The 23,231-nt window shown below is 74.6% G+C and carries 19 protein-coding genes and 1 pseudogene; 11 read left to right on the top strand and 9 right to left on the bottom strand.

Going from position 1 to position 23,231, the window contains the following annotated elements; all coding sequences use genetic code 11:
- Positions 1 to 37 precede the first annotated feature (37 nt).
- The 3 genes from AB0I67_RS20135 to zwf all read left to right on the top strand — a co-directional run bounded on the left by AB0I67_RS20135 (position 38) and on the right by zwf (position 2,912).
- Entirely contained in the window at positions 38 to 523 is a 486-nt protein-coding gene (locus AB0I67_RS20135) for a hypothetical protein (protein ID WP_357925498.1), read from the top strand.
- A 64-nt stretch (positions 524 to 587) separates the two neighbouring features.
- A complete protein-coding gene (locus tag AB0I67_RS20130; RefSeq protein ID WP_357925494.1) occupies positions 588 to 1,499 on the top strand; it encodes an aldose 1-epimerase family protein in 912 nt (303 codons plus the stop codon).
- Positions 1,500 to 1,523: 24 nt separating this feature from the next.
- A complete protein-coding gene (zwf, locus tag AB0I67_RS20125; protein WP_357925491.1) occupies positions 1,524 to 2,912 on the top strand; it encodes a glucose-6-phosphate dehydrogenase in 1,389 nt (462 codons plus the stop codon).
- Positions 2,913 to 2,920: 8 nt separating this feature from the next.
- Here the strand turns inward: zwf and AB0I67_RS20120 are convergent, their stop codons facing one another.
- The 8 genes and pseudogenes from AB0I67_RS20120 to AB0I67_RS20085 all read right to left on the bottom strand — a co-directional run bounded on the left by AB0I67_RS20120 (position 2,921) and on the right by AB0I67_RS20085 (position 10,946).
- Positions 2,921 to 3,892: an arginine deiminase family protein gene (locus tag AB0I67_RS20120; protein WP_357925488.1), complete on the bottom strand. Its 972-nt coding sequence runs from the start codon at positions 3,890 to 3,892 to the stop codon at positions 2,921 to 2,923.
- A gap of 61 nt (positions 3,893 to 3,953) precedes the next feature.
- Positions 3,954 to 4,769 (bottom strand): ion transporter, encoded by an 816-nt coding sequence (locus AB0I67_RS20115; RefSeq protein ID WP_357925485.1) that lies wholly within the window; start codon positions 4,767 to 4,769, stop codon positions 3,954 to 3,956.
- A gap of 183 nt (positions 4,770 to 4,952) precedes the next feature.
- On the bottom strand, positions 4,953 to 7,157 hold the full coding sequence (locus AB0I67_RS20110; protein ID WP_357925482.1) for a protein kinase: 2,205 nt from the start codon (positions 7,155 to 7,157) through the stop codon (positions 4,953 to 4,955).
- 101 nt (positions 7,158 to 7,258) lie between these two features.
- The gene (locus AB0I67_RS20105) at positions 7,259 to 8,020 is read right to left on the bottom strand and encodes a hypothetical protein (protein ID WP_357925479.1); all 762 of its coding nucleotides are present in this window, start codon (positions 8,018 to 8,020) and stop codon (positions 7,259 to 7,261) included.
- A gap of 84 nt (positions 8,021 to 8,104) precedes the next feature.
- Entirely contained in the window at positions 8,105 to 8,878 is a 774-nt protein-coding gene (locus AB0I67_RS20100; protein WP_357925477.1) for a universal stress protein, read from the bottom strand.
- Positions 8,879 to 8,934: 56 nt separating this feature from the next.
- A pseudogene (locus AB0I67_RS20095) lies at positions 8,935 to 9,888 on the bottom strand (GAF domain-containing protein); the annotation flags it as partial.
- 93 nt (positions 9,889 to 9,981) lie between these two features.
- Positions 9,982 to 10,497, bottom strand: a complete 516-nt coding sequence (locus AB0I67_RS20090) for a hypothetical protein (protein WP_357925475.1) — start codon at positions 10,495 to 10,497, stop codon at positions 9,982 to 9,984.
- 125 nt (positions 10,498 to 10,622) lie between these two features.
- Positions 10,623 to 10,946, bottom strand: a complete 324-nt coding sequence (locus AB0I67_RS20085) for an STAS domain-containing protein (protein WP_357925473.1) — start codon at positions 10,944 to 10,946, stop codon at positions 10,623 to 10,625.
- Between the two features lie 293 nt (positions 10,947 to 11,239).
- Here AB0I67_RS20085 and AB0I67_RS20080 point away from each other — a divergent pair, with 293 nt between their 5' ends.
- The 4 genes from AB0I67_RS20080 to AB0I67_RS20065 all read left to right on the top strand — a co-directional run bounded on the left by AB0I67_RS20080 (position 11,240) and on the right by AB0I67_RS20065 (position 16,505).
- Positions 11,240 to 13,366 (top strand): histidine kinase, encoded by a 2,127-nt coding sequence (locus tag AB0I67_RS20080; protein WP_357925470.1) that lies wholly within the window; start codon positions 11,240 to 11,242, stop codon positions 13,364 to 13,366.
- 475 nt (positions 13,367 to 13,841) lie between these two features.
- Positions 13,842 to 14,579, top strand: coding sequence for a hypothetical protein (locus AB0I67_RS20075; RefSeq protein ID WP_357925467.1), 738 nt, complete (start codon positions 13,842 to 13,844; stop codon positions 14,577 to 14,579).
- 59 nt (positions 14,580 to 14,638) lie between these two features.
- Positions 14,639 to 15,601 carry a D-2-hydroxyacid dehydrogenase family protein gene (locus AB0I67_RS20070; RefSeq protein WP_357925465.1) on the top strand — a complete coding sequence of 321 codons (963 nt, stop codon included), beginning with the start codon at positions 14,639 to 14,641 and terminating at the stop codon, positions 15,599 to 15,601.
- Between the two features lie 52 nt (positions 15,602 to 15,653).
- A complete protein-coding gene (locus tag AB0I67_RS20065; protein ID WP_357925463.1) occupies positions 15,654 to 16,505 on the top strand; it encodes a TIGR03619 family F420-dependent LLM class oxidoreductase in 852 nt (283 codons plus the stop codon).
- 18 nt (positions 16,506 to 16,523) lie between these two features.
- On the opposite strand, the gene AB0I67_RS20060 is transcribed toward AB0I67_RS20065, so the two are convergent.
- Positions 16,524 to 19,403, bottom strand: coding sequence for an AAA family ATPase (locus AB0I67_RS20060; RefSeq protein ID WP_357925462.1), 2,880 nt, complete (start codon positions 19,401 to 19,403; stop codon positions 16,524 to 16,526).
- A 117-nt stretch (positions 19,404 to 19,520) separates the two neighbouring features.
- Here AB0I67_RS20060 and AB0I67_RS20055 point away from each other — a divergent pair, with 117 nt between their 5' ends.
- From AB0I67_RS20055 to AB0I67_RS20040, 4 genes are all read left to right on the top strand, one after another.
- Complete coding sequence (locus AB0I67_RS20055) at positions 19,521 to 20,597, top strand: alkene reductase (protein ID WP_357925459.1); 1,077 nt, start codon at positions 19,521 to 19,523, stop codon at positions 20,595 to 20,597.
- Positions 20,594 to 21,799 carry an MFS transporter gene (locus AB0I67_RS20050; RefSeq protein WP_357925456.1) on the top strand — a complete coding sequence of 402 codons (1,206 nt, stop codon included), beginning with the start codon at positions 20,594 to 20,596 and terminating at the stop codon, positions 21,797 to 21,799. Before AB0I67_RS20055 ends, AB0I67_RS20050 begins: the two co-directional genes overlap by 4 nt.
- 73 nt (positions 21,800 to 21,872) lie before the next feature.
- A complete protein-coding gene (locus AB0I67_RS20045) occupies positions 21,873 to 22,856 on the top strand; it encodes an AraC family transcriptional regulator (protein WP_357925455.1) in 984 nt (327 codons plus the stop codon).
- On the top strand, positions 22,853 to 23,227 hold the full coding sequence (locus tag AB0I67_RS20040; protein WP_357925453.1) for a nuclear transport factor 2 family protein: 375 nt from the start codon (positions 22,853 to 22,855) through the stop codon (positions 23,225 to 23,227). The genes AB0I67_RS20045 and AB0I67_RS20040 overlap by 4 nt, the downstream gene beginning before the upstream one ends.
- The last annotated feature ends 4 nt before the right edge of the window (positions 23,228 to 23,231 follow it).

Below are 23,231 nucleotides of genomic sequence, written 5' to 3'. Positions count from 1 at the left end.
CGCACGGGGTCCGCACGGACCCCGTAGGGTCGGGCGGGTGGACATTGTGAATCTGCTTCTCGGCATCCTCCAGCTCATCGTGCTGATCGTGGGCGTGATCGTGACCGCCATGTCCCGCAGTCACCGCGGGCGGGGCGCCCTGCTCGGGGTGTTCGGCTGCGTCGTGCTCGCGATCGGCGTGCTCTGGACCACCTTGCTCTCGATCTTCCTGCACGACATCATGCATGGGTTCGGCCTGTCGCCGGTCTCGGGGATGATCTCCCTGTTGTTCGGGGTGGGCACGCTGCTCTCCCTCGTCGGGACGCTGCTGCTGGTCTTCGGGGTCGCGGCGCGCTCGCCCGAGCACCGGCAGGTGTCCGGCACGCCGTACCAGCAGGGGCCGGGCGGCTACCCGCAGCAGCAGCCCCCGCCCGGCCAGCCGGGGTTCGCGCCGGGCTACGGGCCGCCCGGACCGGGACACCACCCGGGACCCAACCCGGGGTACGGCCAGCCGGGCCAGGGCGGTGCGCCCTACGGCCGGTGATATTGCCGAGCTCTTTGCCGCCTTCCGCGGAGAGGGAGGCGGATCGCCGGGTAAGTAGCCGGTCATGCGAAATGCGCTCAGCGGCGAGCAGTACTCCCTGACCGCGGGTCCCTACACCGCGGTGGTGACCGAGCAGGGCGCCGGGCTGCGGGAGCTGGCGCACGGGGGCGAGGCCCTCGTGCTGGCCTACGGGCCGCAGGAGCCCGCGCCGGCCGCCTTCGGCCAGTTGCTCATCCCCTGGCCCAACCGCGTCGACCACGGCCGCTACGAGTGGGACGGCGTGCCGTACCAGCTCGACGTGAACGAGCCCGCCTACGACTGCGCGATCCACGGCCTGGCGCGCTGGCTGCCGTGGCGCGTGGTCGAGCGCGAGAACCACCGGGTACGGCTGGCCTGCCGGTTGCTCGGCACGCCGGGCTATCCGTTCCGGCTGGCGCTGGAGGCGGAGTACAGCCTGGACGCGGGCCAGGGCCTCACCGTGTCGGTGCGCTCGCGCAACGAGGGCGAGACCGCCGCGCCGTACGCGCACGGGGCCCACCCCTACCTCACCACCGGCGAGCCGATCGACGGCTGCACCGTGACCGCGCCCGGCCGGCGGCATCTGCCGGTCAACGACCGGATGATCCCGTACGGCTCGCCGGAACCGGTCGAGGGCACCCCCTTCGACCTGCGCGAGGGCCGCCGCCTCGGCGACCTCAAGATCGACCGCGCCTTCACCGACCTGGACCGCGACGAGGCCGGCCGCGCCTGGGTGCACCTGGCCGGCTCGGCGCGCACCACCTCGTTCTGGGCCGACGCCACCCACCCGTGGCTGGAGTTGTACACCGCCGACGAGGTGCCCGAGCGGCTGCGCCGGCAGGGGTTCGGCGTGGAGCCGATGACCAGCCCGCCCAACGCCCTGGCCAGCGGCATCGACCTGCACACCCTCGAACCGGGCGCGAGCCTCGCCGGTTCCTGGGGCATCCGGCTCGGCTGAACGCGGCAGAAAGGCGGCACCGCCATGGCCACCACCCCGCAGGCCGACGTCCTGGTCCTGTTCGGCATCTCCGGCGACCTCGTCAACAAGAGGATCTTCCCGGCGCTGTACCGGCTGACCGAGCAGGGCAAGCTCACCGTCCCGGTCGTCGGCGTCGCGGCCACCGACCTCGACCTGGACGGGCTGCGCGAGCGGGCCCGCCGCTCGGTGCTGGCCGACGTGCGCGACTTCGACGAGCGGGTGTTCGCCGACCTGGCCGACCGGCTGAGCCTGGTCGCGGGCGACTTCACCGACGAGGACACCTTCCGGCGGCTCGGACGCGAGCTGGAGGGCAAGGGCTTCGCCAGCCACTACCTCGCCATCCCGCCCTCGCTGTTCACCACGGTCGCCGAGGCGCTGGCCCGAGCGGGCCTGAACCGGCAGGCGCGGCTGGTGGTGGAGAAGCCGTTCGGCCACGACCTCGACTCGGCCCGCGAGCTGAACCGCGAGCTCAACCGCTTCTTCGACGACCAGCACCTGCTGCGGGTGGACCACTTCCTGGGCTCGGTGCCGATCGCCGGGCTGAAGGCCACGCGCTTCGCCAACGCGCTGCTCGAACCGCTCTGGAACCGGTCCTACATCGCGAACATGCAGATCAACCTGCTGGAGGACTTCGACGTCGCCGAGCGCGGCTCGTTCTACGACTCGGTGGGCTGCGTCAAGGACGTGCTCCAGAACCACCTCCTGCAGGTGTTCACGCTGCTGGCGATGGAGCCGCCGGCCACCAGCGACGACTACGCCGAGCACATCGAGCGCTGGCGGCTGCTGCGGGCCACCCGGCGGATCTCGCGGGCGCAGACCGTGCTGGGGCAGTACACCGGCTACCAGGACGTCGAAGGGGTGCGGCCGGGCTCGACCACCGAGACCTACGTGGCCGCGCACCTGAAGGTCGACACCTGGCGGTGGTCGGGGGTGCCGTTCTACCTGCGCAGCGGCAAGTGCCTGCAGACCAGCTCGACCGACGTGGTGGTGCAGTTGCGCCGGCCGCCGCTGGACCTGTTCGGCTCCATCACCGGGGGCACGCCGGCCGACCTGCTGCGCTTCCGGTTCGAGCCGACCGCGGGCATGACCTTCGAGCTGCTGCTGCAGGAGCCTGAGCCCGGCCAGCCGGCGACGCTGATCCCGCTGGAGGTCGACTACGAGAAGGTGCTGGGCCGGCAGGAGAAGCCGTACGAGACGATCATCGACGGCGCGATCACCGGGGACACGCGGTGCTTCGCCACCTTCGCGACCATCGAGGAGTGCTGGCGCATCGTCTCGGACATCATCGACGTGGACGAGCCGCCGCTGCCGTACGAGCCGGGCTCGTGGGGGCCGGAGGCGGCGGCCAAGATGCCGGGGAGCGACGGCTGGCACCCGCCGCTCAACTCCTGAGGGCCGGGTCAGGTGCGCCGCAGCAGCGGCTGGGTGCTGCACCGGAAGGAGCCGCCGAGCGAGCGGGTGACGGCGAAGTCCACGTACTCCACCGCCACGCCGCGCCGTTCCAGTTCCTCGCCGAGGAAGGCGAAGGCCGGATCGGTCACGTAGTGGCCGGGGCCGAGCGGCAGCCCGTTGGCCGCCAGCCGGGTGGCCTGCTCGAAGTCCACCTCGACCCGCTCCCAGTCGCGCAGCACCCGCGGGAGCCCGCCGGGCAGCGCCTCCTCGCAGACGACGAGCAGGCCGTCGCGGATCAGGCCGAGCGCGCAGTCGAGGTGCAGGATGCGCTCGTGCAGCCGGACCAGCTCGACCGTGTAGCCGTGCGGCGCCAGGTGCTTGGTCAGCCAGCGCGCGCCCAGCGCGTTGGAGGCCAGGCCCGAGCTGCCGACGAGGACGTGCCGGCCGAGGACCAGCACGTCGCCGCCCTCCAGGAAGGGGCCGGGCCCGAGCGTCGGGTCGCCGGGCTCGGGGATCTCCGGCACCGGGACCGCGACGTAGCCGCAGTCGGCGGGGTAGACCTCGGCCCGCATGACGTCACGCACCGGCAGCACCTCGTGGCGGCGGTGCCGGAAGCGCATCGAGCCCTCGATCACCTGGTCGCCGACGGTGAAGAAGGGGTCGCGGGCGAAGAAGTTGGCGTAGCCGTCGGCGCCCGCCTCGGCCTTCTCCGGCTCGGTGAGCAGCCGGGGCCGCACCACCCGCACGCCGTGGCGCTCCAGGACGGCACGGAAGGCCTCGCGCTCGCGTTCCCAGGCGGCCTGCCGGTCGGGGGCGCCGGTGCGCATGTCCTGGCCCACCGGGTTGGCCGCCAGCGCGTCGGCGGGCAGGAAGCGCAGGTCCGGCGAGCTCCGGGCGGACGCCGGGAGCGCGACCTCGCTCTGGGCGAGCACCACCACCCGCAACGGCGCGAACTCGCTCTCCACGAATACCTCGGACACGTCCCCCACCCCCTCCGGCCAGCATAAACAGCCGGGCCGGCCGGAGCGGGCAGCGGCGCGGTCAGGGCATGGGGGACCGGCGGAGGGACGAGCGGTCGCCGTGGCGCGACAGCGCGGCCTCCCGGGCGAGCAGCACGTCCAGCTTGGCGGTGAGCGCCGCCAGCTCCTCCCGCACGCCCTTGATCTCCTCCTGCGTCTCCACCTCCGCCGGCGACGCCTCCGCGTCGATCATCGCGTTGACCACGACCGCGATGAACAGGTTCAACGCCACGAAGGTCGAGACCAGGATGTAGGCGATGAAGAACACCCACGCCCACGGCCGCTGATCCATCACCGTCTGGGCCACGTTCCCCCAGTCGTCACCGGTCATGATCTGGAACAGCGTGAACAGCGAGCGCGGCAGCTCGTCGAACCGCTCCGGCACCACGTCGCCGAACAGCCGGGTGGCGATGACCGCGGCGATGTAGACCAGCAGGACCAGCAGGCCCAGGATCGAGGCCATGCCCGGAATCGCGCTGAGCAGCGCCTGCACCACGCGCCGCATGCTGGGCACCGCCGAGATCAGCCGCAACGCGCGCAGGATGCGCAACGCCCGCAGGATCGAGGCCGGCCCGCCCGCAGGCACCAGCGCGACCAGCACGATCACCGTGTCGAACCAGTTCCAGGGGTCCTTGAAGAACTCCCGGCCGTAGCCGTACAGCCGCGCGGCGATCTCGACGGTGAACAGGCCCAGGGCCACGTTGTCGACGGTCGTGAGGAAGCCGCCGGCGTGCTGCATGAGGAAGTCGCTCGTCTCGCAGCCGATGGTGACCGCGTTGACGATGATGATCAGGATGATGGCTCGCTGGACGAACTGCTTCTCAAGGAAGGAACGCACACGTTCGCGCCTTGGCAACAGGACCGCTCCCCGGGGGTAGGAGGACTTTCCCCCTGATCTCCCCCGCTTCGCCCCGCCCCACTCCCCGGCACCCTGTCCTAGCTGGGAAGATGCCCGGCTTTCCGGGGGTTTCTCCGCTTTTACCGCCGACTTCGGGCACGGCGGGAGGTCTTCCGAGTACGGCTAGCGGCGGGTGATCTCCAGGTACGGCGGGTGCGGGGAGGACAGGCCGCCGATCGCCAAGCCCGCCCCGGCCTGCTCGGCGAGGGCCACGCTGGCCTGGCCGCCGAGGCGCTGGCGGAAGTAGGAGGTCAGGTCCACCTTCACCCACGCCCACGAGTAGCCGGCCGTGGTCAGGTCGCCGAGCTTGTTGCCGACCTGCGGGCGGGTGTCGAAGGTGACGCGGGAGGTCCAGTTGTTGCCCATGGCGTGCGCCGCCGCCACACCCTCGGGGCCGTGGTCGGTCACCCGCATCCAGACGTACATCACCACCGAGCGCACCCGGGCCGGCCTGACCTTGACCGAGCCGAGGTCGAAACGGAAGTAGGTCTCGCGGTACCAGGCGGGCTTGCCGGTCTTGACCTTGCACTCCGCGCACGCGGGGTAGGACTCGCCGGAGTAGGCGCCGCCCCGGACCATGTTGGTCAGGCTCGCGGTCACCTTCAGCACCTTCGGCCCGGCGTCGGCCGAGGCCGAGGGGGACGGGGTGGGGGTCGTCTCGCCGCCGACGGTGAGCGGGAGGGCGGCGACCTTCGACCGGCCGGCCAGGGTCACCTTCGCGGTGATCCGTACCTCGCCCTCGGTCAGGACGGTGACCACGCCGTCGGGGCTCACCGTCGCCACCCGGGGGTCGGCGCTGTGGTAGACGACGGTGGCCTTGGTCAGGTTGGCCGGGCGGCCGTCGGTCAGGCGGGCGGCCAGCTTGAGACGGAAGGTCTGGCCCGGGGCGGCCGGGGTGGTGGTGTCGGGGGCCAGGGTGACCTTCGCCAGGACGGCCTTCCTGGCCGGGCTCGTGGAGGGGGTGGGCAGCGGGGTCGCCGTGGGGGCGACGGGGCGAACGCTCGCCTGGACGCCGGGGCGGGAGGTCGCGCCGGTGTCGGCTGCGGCGGTTCCGCCGGGGCTCTTGCCCAGGTTCACCGCCACCGCGACACCGGCCACCACCGCCACGGTCACCCCGGCCACCGCCACCATCATCCGGGAGGAGGTACGGCGAGCCGCCCCCTCCCGTGGCGCGGTGTCCCCGGCAACCGGCGCTCCACCTGTTGGCCCCGCTCCCCCGCCCCCGAAGGCCGGGCCGGTGACGCCGCTTCCGAAGCCCGGGCCCGTGAGGCCCGCCGCCGCACTGCCCCCGAAGGCCGGGCCCGTGACGCCCCCCTCCGTGACGCCGCCCATCCCGAACGGGGGGCTGGGCGCCGGTGGCTGCGGGGCCGGGAACCCAGGGGTGGACGGCTGGGCGGGCGGGAAGCCGAAGGCTGGGGAAGGGGTGGGGGCGGCGGAGAAGGGCGGGTTGCCGGGGAAAGGGGTGGCGGCTGGAGTCGGAGGGGTGTGGGCGGCGGCGGGTTCGGTGACGGGGAGGCCGAGGGCCCGCTGGATGTCCTGGAGTTCACGCGCGAAGGCCCAGGCGCCGGCCGGCCGGTCGGCGGGTTGCTTGGACATGGCCCGCTCGATGAGCGCCCGCAAAGCCTGGGGAAGGTCGGGCCGCTGCAACGGCGGCAACGGCTGGCGAAGCACCCGCAGCAGGAGAGGGGCGACGCCCACGTCGGCCGGCTCGTAGAAGGCGGGCCGCCCGGCGAGCAACTGGTAGAGGGTCGACCCCAGCGCGTACACGTCGGAGTGCACCGACTGCGGCGACCCGTTGAGCACCTCGGGCGCGGCGTGGTGCGGCGTGAGCGTGAGGGTGTTGGACGACAACTGCCCCACGTCCAGCATCCGCGCGACACCGAAGTCGGCCAGCGCCGGCTCGCCGTACTTGGACATGAGGATGTTCTGCGGCTTGATGTCCCCGTGGAAGACGCCCGCCTCGTGCACGGCGGCGAGCGCGGCGGCGACCTTGACCCCGATCCGGAGCGTCTCCGGCACCGGGAGCGCTCCCGCGGCCCGGAGCCGGCTGTGCAGGCTGCCGCCGTCGTAGAAGTCCATGACGATGTACGGCCGGCCGCCGGAGGCGGTGCCGGTGTCGAGGGCGGCGACGATGTTCGGGTGGTCGCTGAGCCGGCTGGTCACCTCGAGCTCGCGCCGGAAGTTGCGCAGGGCGCGCTCGTCCAGGTCGGTGACGGACAGCACCTTCACCGCGACCACGCGCCCCACCCGTTCGTGCAGGGCGCGGTAGACGACCGCGAATCCCCCCTGTCCTACCGGCTCGATGAGCTGGTAGCCGGGAATGCGCACGCCAAGATCCCCCACCGTCACGCGTCAGATCATGGCATATCCGGAAATTGTGTGTCAGGAACCCGGCAGACCCGTCCTCCAGGGGCGGCGGGCCCGCTCGCTCAGAGCTCGGCCGACAGCAGGCTCACCAGCTCCGCGAGCTGCTCGCGGCTGAGGTTCTTGCGCAACGCCTTGGCGGCGCTCTCGGGCTTGGAGACCGGCACGCTGATCGTGCGGGCGCGGAACCCGGCCGCGACCATCGCCGCGTTCGCGCTCATCTCCCCGGCGAGCACCTTGGTGTGCAGGGCCGGAGCGTCCTCCCGCAACCGCCGCAACGCGGGCGTCTCCCGCACGACGGGCTCGGCGCCCGGCCCGGCCCCGGCTGCGGTCCCGGCCGCCACCCCGGCCGCCACCCCGGCCGCCACCCCGGCTGCCATGTCGGCCGCCGCCTCGACTGCCGCCCCGGCTGCCATGTCGGCCGCCTCCCCCGGTTCCGGTGCGGCGGCCCGGTCCACCGGGAGTGCGGCGACCGGCTCGGTGCCGGGGACCCAGGGCGCGCTGTCGTCCCGCGTCCAGACCTCGCCCGCGGCCCCGTCCGCCGCCACGAGCAGGGCCAGCGCGGCCGGGTCGTCGGCGAGCAGGGTACGCACCATGCCGGGCGTCACGCCGAGCCCGCGCGGCGGGTCGGCGGTGACGAACTCCGCGAACTCCTCGTGCAGCACCAGCTCGCCGCCCGGCCCGGTGAACTCCTGCCAGGCCCCGGTCTTCAGCACCTCGACCAGCCCGGCCGCGGCCTGCTCCAGGCCGGTCCGCGCCTGCCCGATGGCCGCCGCCAGCTCGGCCACCCGCCGCCCGTGCTCGCTCAGCTCGTTCTCCCCCGACACCCGGTCCTCCCCCGCCCTCAGGTCAAAGGCCCGAGTATAGGGAGCGCGGGCGGCCTGCCGTACCGGATGACGGGAGCCCGCCGCCTAGCCCTGGGAGCGGGCCGCGGCAGGGACGGGTGTGGCGTGCACCACCGCGACCGGGCACCAGGCGCCGTGCAGGACACCGCTGGTCACCGAGCCGAGCATGGCCTTGCGCGAGCCGACGACGACCAGGTCCGCCCGGGCGGAGGCGGCGGTGAGCGCGGCCACCGCGCCGCCGCACACGGCCTCCTCGACCACCGGCACCAGCGGGTGGCGCTCCCGCCAGGGCTGGAGGGTCTCGTGCGCGGCGGCGCAGGCGTCGTCGAACAGCTCGGTGTACAACGACAGGTCGCCGCCCACGAAGGCGGAGAAGACCGGCGGCGTCCAGGCGTGGATGGCGCGCAGCCGGGCGCCGCGGCGGTCGGCCTCGGCGAAGGCGAAGGCGAGGTCGGCCCGCGACTGCTCGTCGAAGCCGACCACCACCTCGCCCCACGGTTCGGCGGGCGCCCCGGCCACCACGACCAGCGGGCACGGCGGCTGGGCGGCGAGGGCGCGCACGGCCGAGCCGAGTCGCAGGGCGGCGGTCAGGCCGTGGCCGTGCCGGCCGAGCACCAGCAGGCTCGCGTAGGCGGCCTCGCGGCGCAGGGCGGCGCTCACCTTGCCCCAGGCGGTGGCCGTCGCCACGGACAGGCCCGGCTCCTGTGCGGTGGCCAGCCGCGCCGCCTCGGCCAGGATCGAGCGGGACTGCTCGTCCTGTCGCGCGGCTCCGGCCGCGGGGCGGTCGTAGCCCCAGACGCCGGAGACGTGCACGATGCGGAGGGGCCGGTTGCCGCGCACGGCCTCGGCCGCCGCCCAGCGCACGGCTTCGGCGGCGGGGGCGGATCCGTCGGTCGCATCCGGCCCGGCGCCTTGGCCAGCGCCAGTACGCCGCGCACCGCGGGGGCCGCGCCGAGCGGGACCATCAGGCCCGGCCCGAAGCCCAGCCGGCGCAGCGGCGAGTCGGGCGCGGCGGCGGCGGTCTGCAGGTTGCTCTCGGTCAGGGCCTCGCCGCGGGTGAAGGCGGCGCCGGCCATGCTGCCCTCCAGCGCGAAGCCCAGATCCGCGGGGCACTCGCCGTCGGCGATCTCCACGCGCAGCGCCTCGTCCCGCGGCAGCAGCACCGCGGTCAGGTCGGCGCCGGTCATCTGGCGGGCGCTGCGCGCCAGCATGCGCAGCACCTCCTGCGGCTCGGCGCCGGACAGCAGGCTCGTGGTGATCTCCGAGGAGGCCTGCAGCCAGGTCTCCCGGCGGCGGGTCTCCTCGTACAGGCGGGCGTTCTCGACGGCGACGCCGGCGGCGGTGGCCAGCGCGATGACGATCGCCTCGTCCTCCTCGTCGAACTCCGCGCCGCCGCGCTTCTCGGTCAGGTAGAGGTTGCCGAACACCTCGTCGCGCACCCGGATCGGCACGCCGAGGAAGCTGCCCATCGGCGGGTGCCCGGGCGGGAAACCGTACGACTCGGGGTGGTCGGCGATCCGGGCCAGCCGCAGCGGCCGGGCGTCCTTGATCAGCAGCCCGAGCAGGCCGAGCCCGTGCGGCCAGTGCTCGATCCTGGCGATCTCCTCCTCGCTCAGCCCGACCGGGATGAACTGGATCAGCGTGCTGCCCTCCCCCACCACCCCGAGGGCGCCGTAGCTGGCGTCCACCAGGTTGGTCGCGGTCTCCACGATCCGCCGCAGCACGGTCTCCAGGTCGAGGTCGCTACCGACCGACACCACGGCGTCGAGCAGCGCGTGCACCCGGTCGCGGGTGGCCAGCACGGCGTTCAGCCGGACCTGGAGCTCGGACAGCAACTCGTCGAGCCGCATGTGCGGAATGAGAGGGTTTGACACACGCGCCAGTCTGGCACCGCGAACGCGGCAGCGCCCATCCCTCTTGGGGACGGGCGCCGCCGTAGGGGTTCACTTCAGGTACGGCTGCCGCACATACCCGCCCAGGCCGAGCGTCTCGCCCGCGCGAGCCAGAGCCAGCCCGGCCAGGACGACGGCGTAGACCAGGTGCTCGTCCAGGAAAGGGTTGGTGGCCAGCGGCAGCGCGGCCGCCCACATCAGCACCAGCAGCAGCCCGCCGGTCACCGCGGCGACCCGGGTGCCGACGCCCAGCACCAGCGCCAGGCCGATGCCGAGCAGGCCGGTCATGAACAGCCAGTCCACCCACGCCTGACCGGCCAGCGCCGCGAAGAAGCCGCCGAGCGCGTTGTCGCCGGCGCCCTTGAGGAACCCGGTGGTCGGGCTGCCGCCGTTCAGCCAGGCCTTGGCGGCCGGGGTGGCGTAGCCGAGACCGAAGGTCTTGTCGAGGAAGGCCCACAGGAAGGTCCAGCCGAGCGCGATCCGGGCGACGGCCCAGACGTAGTCGACGGGTGCGGCGGCGGGGCGCGGGGTGGTGGCCGTCCGCTGGTGCGGGTGGATGGCGGTCATGGTGTCCTCCTGGGGTCTCTGGGTCCAGTCCACCGGGCGCGGGCTCTCGGAGGCAGAGCCGTACGGCAGGCGGGCGCAGGGACCTTCGTCACCGCCTTGCCGGGACCTCCGGCGGGCGGCCTTCTTCAGGCGGCGGTCGCGCCCGGGGCGGTGAAGCGGCGGTGCAGGCCGGTGAGGCGCAGGAGGTGGGCCACCCGGGGCGGGACACCGACCAGTTCCACCCGCGCGCCGTTGCGCCCGGCGTGGTTGGCCGCCCGGACCAGGGCGTTCAGCCCCGAGGCGTCCATGAAGGTGACCCCGGCGAGGTCGAGCAGGATGCGCCGGCGGCCCAGCGCGGTGGCGTGGGACACCAGGGCCTCGATCACCGGCGCGGTGACCAGGTCGATCTCGCCTCGGACGGGAAGGGCGTCCCGCTCGGCAGACGGACGATCCGCGATCCCGGTGACCATGAACCCCTCCAGGTGCCAGCCTCTCGACCCTCCATGGTGACCAGGCGTCGCCGCCGGCCGCCAGGGCCGAAAGTCCTTGTTTCCCTGACCCGCCGGCGTTGTCCTTGCCCCGAGCCGGCGACCGCTGCCTCTGCCCGGAAACCGCCGGGCGAATCCTCAGGCCCGCGCGTCGTCGGGCACTTCTTTTTCGGTCGTGCGGTATCAGCGCGCCCTTGCCGGGCAGATGCACCTTTTGTGCCGTTCGCCAGGCACACTAGGGTCAGGCAGGAACGGAGCCGGAGGGCGGGAACAGGATGGCGTGGGCACCCCGAGCGGTCGCCGCCGTCCTGGCCGTGGTCTCGCCCGCGCTGGTCATCGCGGGCGTGGTGATCCTGGCCGGCCTCCCCTCGGAGTGGACCCTGCCCACCCTGGCCACCCCGCTGCGCGCGGCCGGCCTGACCTTTCCGGTCTTCGCCGCCTTCCTGATCTGGCACCGGCCCCGATTGCGGCTGGCCTGGCTGATGGCCGCGGGCGGGCTCGGCGGCGGCCTGTTCGAGTTCGGCCAGGCGACGATGCTCGCCGCGGCGGCCGGCGGGGAGCTCATGCTGGCCGGGGCGCTGAAGCTGCCGACGGTGATCGGCTGGGCGATCGCCACGCTGACACTGGAGATGTTGCTGCCCCTGTACTCCCCCGACAGCAGGCTGCCCTCGCGGCGCTGGCGGGTGGTGGTGTGGCTGGGCGCGGTGTCGATCGCGGTCGAGACGTTGCGGCAGTTCGTCCGGCCCGACCCGCCCTACCAGGGGTATCCGCTGCCCGCGGTGATCCCCAACCCGCTGCAGATCCCGGCGCTCGCGCCCTACGACACCGCGATCTGGGCGGTGGCGTGGGCGGGCATCCTCGTGACGCTGCCGCTGGCGGCGTTGTCGCTGCTGGTGCGGTTCCGGCGGGCCGATCCGGTGGTGCGGCGGCAGATCGGCTGGCCGCTGTTCATGTTCGCCGGCTACATCGTGCTCATGCTGGTGGGCATCGCCGCGCCCGGGCTGACCTGGCTGTCGATCGTGTGGGCCGGACTCATCCCGGTCTCGCTGGTCGTGTCGGTCATGCGGTACCGGCTGTACGGGATCGACACCGTCATCAGCCGGACCTTCGTCGCGGCCGGGCTGCTGGCCGTGGTCGGCGGGGTCTACTTCGGGGTCGCGGCGCTGTCGAGCCTGCTGGTGTCCGGGTACGACCAGATCGCCGGGGTGGTCTCGGCGCTGCTGACCGGGGCGTTCTTCCAGCCGTTGCGCCGGACGCTGCAGCGGGCCGCCGACCGCCTGCTGTACGGGCCGGTGGGCGATCCGCGGGTGCTGGCCGAGCGGCTCATCCGCGAGATGCGGCAGGGCGACCCGGCCCAGGCCCTGGCCTCGGTGGTCGGCGTCCTGCGCGAGGGCCTCGCCGTTCAAGGGGTGGCCGTGGAGGTCACAGGCGCGGAGCCGGTGGTCAGCCTGGCCGCCACGCGCAGCGGCCAGGTCGGGGAACGGCCGCGGGAGGTGCCGCTGGTCTGGCACGGCGAGCGCGTGGGGCGGCTCCTCGTCGGGCCGCCCGCGGCGCGCCGGTTCCCCGTCGCGCACGACGAGCGGGTGCTGGCGACGCTGGTGCCCTACGCGGCGGACGTGGCGCACGCCGTGCGGATGGCCGCCGACCTGCAGCGCTCCCGCGAGCGGATCCTGGCCGCCCGGGAGGAGGAACGGCGGCGGCTGCGCCGGGACCTGCACGACGGGCTCGGCCAGACGCTCAGCGGCCTGGCGATGATCGTCAACATCGCCCGGATCAACCTCAAGGCCTCGCCCGAAACCGCCGACGGGCTGCTCAACGAGCTGCGTACCGGCATGGACGCGGTCACCGGTGACCTTCAGCAGCTTGTGTACGGCCTGCGTCCGCCCGCGCTCGACGAGCTCGGACTGGCCGCCGCCGTGCACGCGCTCGCCGGACCGGACGACCCGGTCACCGAGCTGCGCACCGAGGGGGATCTGACCGATCTGCCCGCCGCGGTCGAGGTGGCGGTGTATCGGATCGCGCAGGAGGCGCTGACCAACGTCCGCCGGCACGCCCGGGCGCGGCGGGTGGTGATCGAGCTGCGCCGGGAGGCTGATGCGGTGCGGCTGGTGATCGCCGACGACGGCGTCGGGCTCCCACCTGGGCGGCGGTCGGGGGTGGGGCTGGTGTCCATGCGGGAACGTACGGCTGAGCTGGGCGGGCTTTGCCTGGTCACCGGCGAGCCCGGCCGCGGCACCACCGTCGAGGTCCGCCTCCCCGCCCCAGCCCCTCACCCTGGATCCGCCACTCATGCCGGTTCCGCCCCTCACCCCAGTTCGTCTTCTCACCCCGGCTCCTCTTCTCACCCCGGCTCGTCCGCCAACCCCGCCTCCCCGGCTCGTCCCCGCGCCCTCCGCCCCTGACCGCCGCCCACCTGCCTCCGCGCCGCGCCCCTTACGGCCCCAGCCACCCCGCTCGCTCCGCGCCGTCCTCCACCGTCCCGCCGACCGTGGCTGAGGCCATCAGGGTGGACGGGAAGCCGTGGCTGAGGCAATCAGGGTGGTGGATGGGGGCTGCGGCCGAGGTCATCAGGTTCACGGGGAGCTGTAGCTGAGGCCATCAGGGTGGACGGGGGGCTGCGGCTGAGGTCATCAGGTTGACGGGGAGCTGTGGCTGAGGCCGCCGAGGTGGCGGGAACGGTCCGTGGCTGATGGCACGCCTGGGGGCGGTGGCCGGGGAGGAGGTGGGGGCGGCCCCCGGATGGTGGAGGCCGGTCAGTCGGCGGGCCCGTACCCGGGTCGGCCGGTGGGCCTGCGGCGGGTCAGGCGGTGGGTCCGCAGGCGGGGGTGGGCGGGGTACGGTACTGGGCTGGTACGGGTGTGGTTGAGGGGGTTACGGATGACGTGGCGTGGGGCGCTCGGTGTGGTGGCGGTCGCGGGGGTGCTGGCTGGGTGCGGGGTGATCCCGGGGGTCGGGGGGACGGCGGCCGGTGGTGAGCAGCAGGGCGGCGGCAAAGGGCAGGGGGCCGGTGAGGCGGAGAAGTCGCCCCGGCCCGCGGAGTCGGCGGTTGCGGCGCCCAAGGAGGAGAGCGGCCACAAGTTGCCCAAGTCGCCGTGCGCGGTGCTGGATGCGCGGACCAGGGCGAGTGTCGGCCTGCGGAAGGCGGTCAAGGACCAATACGACGTGGCCTGCAAGTGGTCGAACGAGCCCGGGACGGCTCCGCCGTACCGCTTCAGGGACCTGAAGATCACCTACGAGTCGGGGCTCCTGCGCACGGAGGGCACCGAGCGCGAGGCGAAGCTGGCCTACGACCGGATGCGGACCAGCGACTACCGCCAGCCGAGCGTGTTCGGCGGCGCGCCGGCGGTGAAGGGCACGATCAAGCAGGTCGGCACGGTCAAGGAGGGCCAGGACTACGACGAGGGCTACTACGTCTTCTACGTGTACAAGGTCGCCGAGGCCGGCCGGGGCGAGGGCAAGGCGGTCCTGCGCAAGGGGAACGTGATCGTCACCATCACGGCCAGCGGCGCGAACGTGCCGGGGCGGCGGGTGCGGGACGGCAAGCCGATCGACAACGCGACCGTCCAGGCGATGATCGACAAGGTGGCCGACCGGGCCCTGGCGGCGATCGGCTGAGCCACTCCATCAGCCGGGCCGCATCCACCCACAACCGGGTGGGCGCTAGCGTGCTGGGCATGATGAGATGCGCGATTCTGGATGACTACCAGGGCGTCGCCCTGAGCCTGGCGGACTGGTCGGCGGTGGAGGCACGCAGCTACCGCGAGCGCTTCGCCTCGATCGGCGAGCTGGCCGAGGCGATCGGCGACTGCGAGATCGTGGTCGCGATGCGCGAGCGCACCCCCTTCCCGGCCGAGCTCTTCGAGCGGCTGCCGGCGCTGCGGCTGCTGATCACCTCCGGGATGCGCAACGCCTCGATCGACCTGAAGGCCGCCGCCGCGCACGGCGTGACGGTGTGCGGCACCGGGAGTTCCGCCACCCCGCCGGCCGAGCTGACCTGGGCGCTGATCCTCGGCCTGGCCCGCGGCCTGCTGCCGGAGACGGCGGCGATGCGTTCGGACGGCCCGTGGCAGCAGACGGTCGGCCTGGACCTGAACGGCGCGGTCCTCGGGCTGCTGGGCGTGGGCAAGATCGGCTCGCAGGTGGCGTGCGTCGGCCGGGCGTTCGGCATGGACGTGGTCGGCTGGAGCCCGAACCTGACCGCCGAGCGGGCCGAGGCCGCGGGGGTACGGCTGGCGCCGTCCAAGGAGGCGCTGCTGCGCGAGGCGGACGTGGTCTCGCTGCACCTGGTGGTGGGCGAGGGCACGCGGGGGCTGCTGGGCGCGGCCGAGCTGGCGCTGATGCGGCCGACGGCGTACCTGGTCAACACCTCGCGCTCCGCCCTCGTGGACCAAGACGCGCTGGTCGAGGCGCTGCGCGCGGGCACCATCGCCGGCGCGGGCCTGGACGTCTTCGACGAGGAGCCGCTGCCGCCCGGCCACCCGTTCCGCACGTTGCCGACGGTGCTGGCCACGCCGCATCTGGGCTACGTGACGCTGGGCAACTACCGGACCTACTTCGGCGAGGCGGTGGCCGACATCGACGCCTTCCTGGCCGGGGCGCCGGTGCGGGTGCTGGCCGGGCCGAAGGAGTTGCCCTGACGCCGGTGGCAGGGTTGTAGCGTCGGCGCGAAGGGCGACGACAGGGGTGACGATGAGGTTCGCGATCAGCTACTCCACGGCGGCCGGGCTGGATCCCGACCGGCTCGTGGCGTTCGCGCGGCAGGCCGAGGAGTGCGGCTTCGAGGGGATGTACCTGCCGGAGCACGTGGTGCTCTATCCGGGGGCGGCGCTGGGCGGGTTCGAGTTCCCGCCGGCGTTGCCGTACCCGGACCCGCTGGACTGCCTGGCGTTCGTGGCGGCGGCCACGCGGCGCCTTCTGCTGGGGACGGCGGTTTTGCTGCTGCCGTACCACCACCCGGTGGTGCTGGCGAAGCGGCTGGCGACGATCGACGTGCTGTCCGGGGGGCGGATGCGGCTGCTGACCGTGGGCCTGGGCACGCTGCCGGGCGAGGCGGAGGCGATGGGCGTCGACTTCGGCAGCCGGGGGCGGCGGGCCGACGAGGCGATCGAGGTGCTGCGGCTGTTGTGGGCCGGGGACGAGACGGGGGTCAGCTTCGCCGGGGAGTTCTTCGGGTTCGACCGGCTGACCAGCTATCCCAAGCCTCATGAGGCCGCGGGGTTGCCCGTGCACGTGGGCGGGTCGAGCCGGGCCGCGGCGCGGCGGGCTGGGCGGCTCGGGGACGGGTACTTCCCGGGCGGGTCGCTCACCGCGGAGGAGCGGGCGGCGCAGTGGGAGCTCGCCCGGAAGGCCGCGGTGGAGGCGGGGCGTGATCCGGGGGCGCTGGAGTACACGCGGTGGGGGTCGATCGACATGAGCGCCGAGCGGGTGGCCGCCTTCGCCGCGCAGGGGGTGACCCGGATCGTGGTCAGCCCGTTCTCGGCGGACCCGGCGGAGCAGCATGCCGAGATGAGCGCCTTCGCGCGGCGGTTCGGGCTGTCCTGACCGGGAGCCGGCCGGGGGTCAGGTGAGGTTCAGGCGGGCGAGGTCGCGGCGGGTGCGGATGCCGAGCTTGCGGAAGGCCCGGTAGAGGTGGTGCTCGACGGTGCGGGGGCTGAGGAAGAGCTGGGCGGCGATCTCCCGGCTGGAGCCGCCCTCGGCGGCCAGCCGTACGACGTGGGCCTCCTGGGCGGTGAGGCGGTCGAGCAGGGGGGCGGCGGCCGGCTCGGGCTGCGGGACCGTGTCGCCGGCGGCGAGGAGTTCGGCGCGGGCGCGGCCGGCCCAGGGGGCGGCGTGGAGCCGCTCGAAGACGGCCAGCGCCGAGCGCAGGCGCGTCCGGGCGTCGGTGCGGCGCTTGGCGCGGCGCAGCCATTCGCCGTAGAGGAGTTCGGTGCGGGCCTGCTCGAAGGGCCGCTCGGCGCGGGCGTGCGCGTCGAGGGCGTGCAGGTAGGCGGCCTCGTCGCCGGTCAGCAGGGCCTGGCAGCGGCTGCTCAGGGCCTGGGTCCAGGGTTCGCCGCCCGCCTTCGCCCAGGCGGCCAGCCGGGCGGCGGGCTCCGCGGCACGGTACGGCTCGCCGAGCCGTACCGCGGCCTCGACCTGGTCGGCTGCGGCGGCGAGCAGGCCGGCGGCGTGCCGGAGCGGGCCGCGGGCGGCGGCCTCCAGCCGGTCGAGTGCGGCGGCGTAGCGGCCCAGGCCCAGGTCGAGCAGGCTGAGCGCGGCGGCGCCGGCCAGGCCGCCGGTATCGGGCGCGCCGCTGGCCAGGCGCTCGCAGCGCTCCTGGTCGCCCTCGATGGCGGCGACCCGGGTGAGCACCGAGTGGAGGTGCGGGATGCGCCGGTCGAGGCCGGTGTCGGCGGCCAGCCGTACCGCCTCCTCGACGGCCTGCTCGGCCTCGCGGTGGCGGCCCGCGGCGATCAGCACGCCGGCCAGGTCCTGGAGGGCCTGCGGGAGCGCGCCGACCAGGCCGTGCCGGCGGCACCGTGCCACGTCGGCCTCGGCCAGGGCGGCGGCGGTCGCGTCGGCGCCGAGGATCATCGCGCAGAGGGTGGCCCAGGAGATGGTCAGCCCTCCGGTCCCCTGCTCCAGCCGGCCCGCGACCTCGGCCGCAGCCCCGGTCTCGGCCCCGGCCTCCAGCCCTGCCACCGCCGCGCTTCCCGCCTGCCTCCCCAGCGGCCCCACGGTCTCGGTTCCGGGGTGCGGGGCACGGGGGTGGGCCGCGAAGCCGGCCAGCAGGGGCAGGCCGCGGGTGTAGTCCTCCTCGACCAGGGCGGCCAGGCCGAGCACCATGGGATCGGGCAGCCCCAGCTCGGCCAGCCGGTGCGCGGCGCCCAGGATGGCCTCGCGGTCGCCGTGGAACCAGCCGTAACCGGCGCTCGCCCGGAGCAGCACCGCGGCCTGCTCGGGCGGCGCGAACGCCGACCGCTCGGCCAGCGCGCGGGCGGCCAGCCGCCGCTCGCCGGTCTCGAACTCGACCGCGGCCCGTACGGTCGCCAGCGTCACCGGCGCGTCCCCGCCGGGCAGCAGGCGCTCGGCCTCGTCGACCAGGGCCGAGGCCCGCCCGGCCTGGCCGACGGAGAGCGCCAGCCAGGCCGCCTCCCCGAGGCGCTCCGCCCGGGCGCGCGGCTCGGGGCTGAGCCGGGCGGCCTGCTCGAACAGCCCGGAGGCGGCGGCGTAGGCGGTCCGCCCCCGAGCCCGTACGGCGGCGCGGGCGATCTCGTCGGCGACCGGCCCGTCCACCGAGGTGGTCGCGGCGGCCAGGTGCCGGGCCCGGCAGTCGGCGTCACTCGCCACCTCGGCCAGCGCGCGGTGGACGGCGACCCGGCGGGCCAGCGGCGCGCCCTGGTAGGTGGCGGTGGCGATCAGCGGATGGCGGAAGGCGACGACGTTGGCGGTGATGTCGAGCAGGCCCGCCTTCTCCGCCTCGCCGAGGTCCTCCAGGCCCACGCCGAGCGCGGCGGCCCCGCCGAGCAGCGTCGGCAGGTGGCCGCGGCCTTCGGCGGCGACGGTGAGCATCATCAGGCGGGTCCGCTCCGGGAGGGCGCCGATGCGGGAGCGGAAGGTGGCCAGCACGCGGTCGGGGACGGGCATCGGGCCGGCGGCCGAGTGGTAGGGGCGCTGGGCGGCGGCGAACTCCAGCAGCGCCAGCGGGTTGCCGGCGGCTTCGGCGACGACCTGGTCGCGGGCGGCGGGGGCGAGGTTGTGGCCGGCCAGCAGGGCGGCGGCGTCCTCGGGGCTGAGCCGGGCGGGGCGCAGTTCGGGCAGGCCGGCGGCGGGGAAGCCCTCCTCGCGGGCGGCGAACAGCAGCGCGACGCCCTCGGCGGAGAGCCGGCGGGCGGCGAACAGCAGGGCGTCGGCGGAGGCCTGGTCGAGCCAGTGCGCGTCGTCCACCAGGCACAGCAGCGGGCCGTCCTCGGCGGCCTCGGCCAGCAGGGTGAGGACGGCCAGGCCGATCAGGAACCGGTCCTGCACCCCGCTCCCGGCCAGCCGGGCAGAGGGCTCCGCGCCGGTCGGGGCACCGAACGACGGGGAGCCGCCCGGGGAGAGGCCCGGGGAGAGGCCCGGGGAGAGGCCCAGGGAGAGGCCCGGGGAGAGGCCCGGGGAGAGGCCCGGGGAGAGGATGGTGTGGAGGGCGGTGGCCTGGGCGGGCGGGAGGGTGGCGAGGCGGTCCTGGAGGGGCCAGAGCACCTGGACGAGCCCGCCGAAGCCCAGGTCGGCCTCGGCCTCGACCCCGACGACCGGCAGGGTGCGCACGCCCAGTTCCTCAGCCTGCCCGGCGGCCCAGCGCAGCAGCGCCGACTTGCCGATCCCGGCCTCGCCCCGCACGACCAGCCCGCCGCTGCGGCCCTCGCGGGCGGCCTCGACGAGGGCGCGGATCTCGGCCCGTTCGGCCCGCCTGCCGTACAACAACCCGTTCCGCCCCCCGTAGGTAGATACGGAAACATTACCGATTCGCCCCGTATCCCCGGATTCGTAGCGTCGGACCTGCGCAAACGACCGACGACACGAAAGGCGCCCGCAGCCGTGAGCGAGCTTCTCAAACCAGTCACCCTGGGCCACCTCGACCTGCCCAACCGCCTCGTCATGGCCCCCATGACCCGCAGCCGCGCCCGCGCCGGCCTGGTGGACGAGCTGACCGCCGAGTACTACGGCCAGCGCGCCGGAGCCGGGCTGATCATCGGCGAGGGCACCCAGCCGTGCGTGATCGGCCAGGGCTACCTCGACACCCCCGGCCTGCACTCCGCCGAGCAGGCGGTGGCCTGGCGGCGGGTCACCGACGAGGTGCACCGCCGCGGCGGCCGGATGTTCGCCCAGCTCATGCACTCCGGCCGGATCGGCCACCCGTGCCTGTACCCGGGCGACCAGCTCCCGCTGGGCCCGTCGGCCATCGCCTCCGGCGAGAGCCTCTACACGCCCGAAGGCATGGTGGAGCATCCCACGCCGCGCGAGATGACCATGGACGACATCGATCGGGCGGTCGAGGAGTTCGCCGCCGCCGCCCGGTACGCGATGGCCGCCGGGTTCGACGGCGTCGAGGTGCACGGGGCGAGCGGCTACCTGGTCCACCAGTTCCTGTCGGACAACACCAACCGCCGCACCGACGCCTACGGCGGCTCGGTCGAGGGGCGCATCCGGTTCGCGGTCGAGGTGGTGCGCGCGGTCAGCGACGCCGTCGGCCCGGCGCGCACCGGCCTGCGCATCTCCCCCGGGATCACCTACAACGGCATGGACGAGAGCGACACCGCCGTCCTCTACCGCGAGCTGGCGGCGGCCCTGTCCGGCTTCGGCCTGGCCTACCTGCACGTCTCCGAGCAGGGCACGCGCGACATCACCCGGATGCTCCGCGCCGGGTGGCCGGGCACGCTCATCCTCAACCCGCATCCGCACACGCCCGGGGTGCCGTCGACCGTGCGGGACGGGGAGGAGGCGCTGCGCTCCGGGCTGGCCGACGCGATCTCCTTCGGGCAGCTCTGGCTGGCCAACCCCGACCTGCCCACGCGCATCGAGGCCGGCGGGCCGTACACGGCGGCCGATCCGGGCACCTTCTACGGCGGCGACCACCGGGGGTACACCGACTACCCGACTCTGGAGGGCTCGTGACGCTCACCACCCGGGCTCCGGGGCGGGTGCCCGCCGTCGTGCTGGCGTTGCTGGCGGCCCCGATGGCGCTCGGCATGGCCGCGCCGCCGCTGGTGCTGCCGCAGGCGGCCGGGGCGCTGGGCCTCACGCTGGGCGTGGTGACCTGGGTGGTCACCACCTTCGGGTGGGCCATCGCGGTGGGCACGCCGCTGCTGGCCGGGGTGCAGAACCGGTACGGCGAGCGTGCGGGGCTCCTGGTCGCCGGCGGGCTCGTGCTGGGCGGGGGGCTGGTGACGGTGACCGCGCCCGGGCTGGGGTCGCTGCTCGTCGGCGGGGCGTTGCAGGGGCTCGGGAGTGCGGGGTTCACCACGATCGCGATGAGCCTGGCCGGGTCGCCCCGCGCGCTCGGCCTGGTGACCGCCTCGCTGGCGACCGTGGGGGCGACCGCGCCGCTGGCCGGGGAACTCGTCGCCGGGCTGCTCGGCTGGCGGGCCGCGCTCGCGCTGCCCGTCCTCAGCCTCGCCGTCCTCCCGCTCGCCCTCCGCCGCACCCCCGCCACCTCACCGTCCCGTCCCCCCTCCCCAGGGGTGCAGGGGTACGGCGGGCGGTTCGATCCCGGTGGGGCGGTGGCGCTGACCGGGCTGGTCACGGCCCTGGTGTTCGTGCCGCACGCCTGGCACCTGGCCGGCGGGGCGGCGGTGCTGGCGGCGCTGCTCCTGGCGCTGCGGCTGCGGACGAGGCCGGACGGGTTCGTGCCGGTGACGGTGATCCGCGTGCCGCGGTTCCTGGCCGCCTCCGGGCTGGCCTTCGGGCTCGGCGTGGTCAACTTCGGCCTGCTCTACGCGCTCCCGGGACCGCTGGCCGCCGGAACGGGGTGGAGCGGCACGGCGGTCGGGCTGGCGATGACATGGCCGTTGCTCTTCGGCGGCCTCGCCTCCTACGGCGTGGTCGCGTGGACCGAACGGCTGCCGTTCGCGCTCTCCGCCGCGCTGCTCGCCGGCCTGGCGGCCACCGCGACCGTCGTCGCCCTGCTTGGCACTGCCCCGCCCGCCCTGCTGGTCGCCCAGGGGCTGGCCTCGGTGGCCGCCGCCTCGGGACAGGGCGTGCTGGCCGGTCGCGCCCGCGCCGCCGTACCGGAGAAGGACCGCCCGGCCGCGATGGGCCTGTTCAACCTCGCCTACCTGCTCGGCACCGCCTTCGGCCCGGCCCTCGTGGCCGGTTGACGCGTGCCGTACCGGGCCAGGACCGCAAACACGGTCAAGCGCCGGCGCGGCCCCCTTGACCACAATCGGAGGCATGGACAAGGCGAGCCCCGACCGGTTGCGGCACCTGATCGAGGTGGTCGTCGAGAGCCTCGACGACCACCTCGACGGCGGCCGGCTGGCCGGCCGGGCCTACCTGAGCCGGTTCCACTTCGACCGGCTGGTCGCGGCCGGGCTCGGCGAGGCGCCGGGCGCCTTCCGCCGCCGGCTGCTGCTGGAGCGGGCGGCGTGGCGGCTGATCGGCCGTCACCGCGTCACCGACGCCGGGTTCGAGGCCGGCTACGGCTCGACCGAGGCGTTCTCCCGGGCCTTCCGCCGCGCTTACGGCGCCAGCCCGAGCACGTTCGCCGCCGAGCCGGGCGACTTCCGGCTGCCCGCGCCGAACGGGATCCACTTCCATCCACCCGCCGGCCTCTTCGTGACCGGCGCAGCGACGGGAACGACCATGGACCTGACCGATCGCCTGCTCGACCACGACCTGTGGCTGACCGGCCGGCTGCTGGAGGACGCCGGTCGCCTCCCGGACCACCTTCTCGACCGGGAGGTACGGCCCGGCCACGAGGTCCTGCCCTTCGACGGTCCCGAGCCCACCGTCCGCCTGATGCTCGACCGCCTGGTCTGGACCAAGGAGGTCTGGACCGCCGCCATCGCCGGCCGCGAGCTGCCCGACGGCGCCGACCGTTCCCTCGACGGCCTGCGCCGCCGGTGGGGTGTCGCCGGGGAGGGGTTCCGCACGCTGGTGCACGGCATCCGCGCCCGCGACGCCTGGAACGACGCCTTCGTCGACGCCCTGTGCGAGCCGCCGCAGAGCTTCACCCTGGGCGGCGTGGTCGCGCACGTGCTCACCTTCTCCGCCCACCGCCGCCAGGTCCTCATCGAAGCCCTGGCGGATCTGGGCGTCGCCGAGGTGGCCCCGGCCTGCCCGATGGAGTGGGAGCGCCTGGCCGTCACCCGCCGCAGCCACCCCGCCGATCACCTGCGCGGGACCGCCCTTCCCACCACAGAGGAGCCGTCATGAGCACGACACCCACCGCCGCCGTGGACGCCTGGTGGCAGGCCATGCAGGACCGCGACCCGGCCGCGCTCGCCGCCCTCACGCTGCCCGACTACCTGTCCAGCGGCGGCCCGGCCGGGCGGTCGCTGGGCCGGGAGGCGTTGCTGGCCGAGGCGGAGGCGTTCTTCGCCGGCGCCCGCATCGACGAGTGGACGGTTTCCGAGCTGGAGGTGCGCCGGCACGGGGAGGTGGCGGTCTGCTCGTACTCCTGGCACGAGAGCGGCGTGCACCAGGGCACGCCGTTCGTCATGGCCGGGCTGGCCACCGACGTGCTGGTGCACCGCGACGGTCACTGGCTGCACCAGGCGCACCACGTCAGCCCGCTGCCCTCCTGACCAC

This window comes from Nonomuraea sp. NPDC050310, assembly GCF_040655795.1.
Classification (GTDB): domain Bacteria; phylum Actinomycetota; class Actinomycetes; order Streptosporangiales; family Streptosporangiaceae; genus Nonomuraea.
Note: the sequence above shows the minus strand (reverse complement) of the source record. Positions and strands in the feature narration are given on the sequence as shown.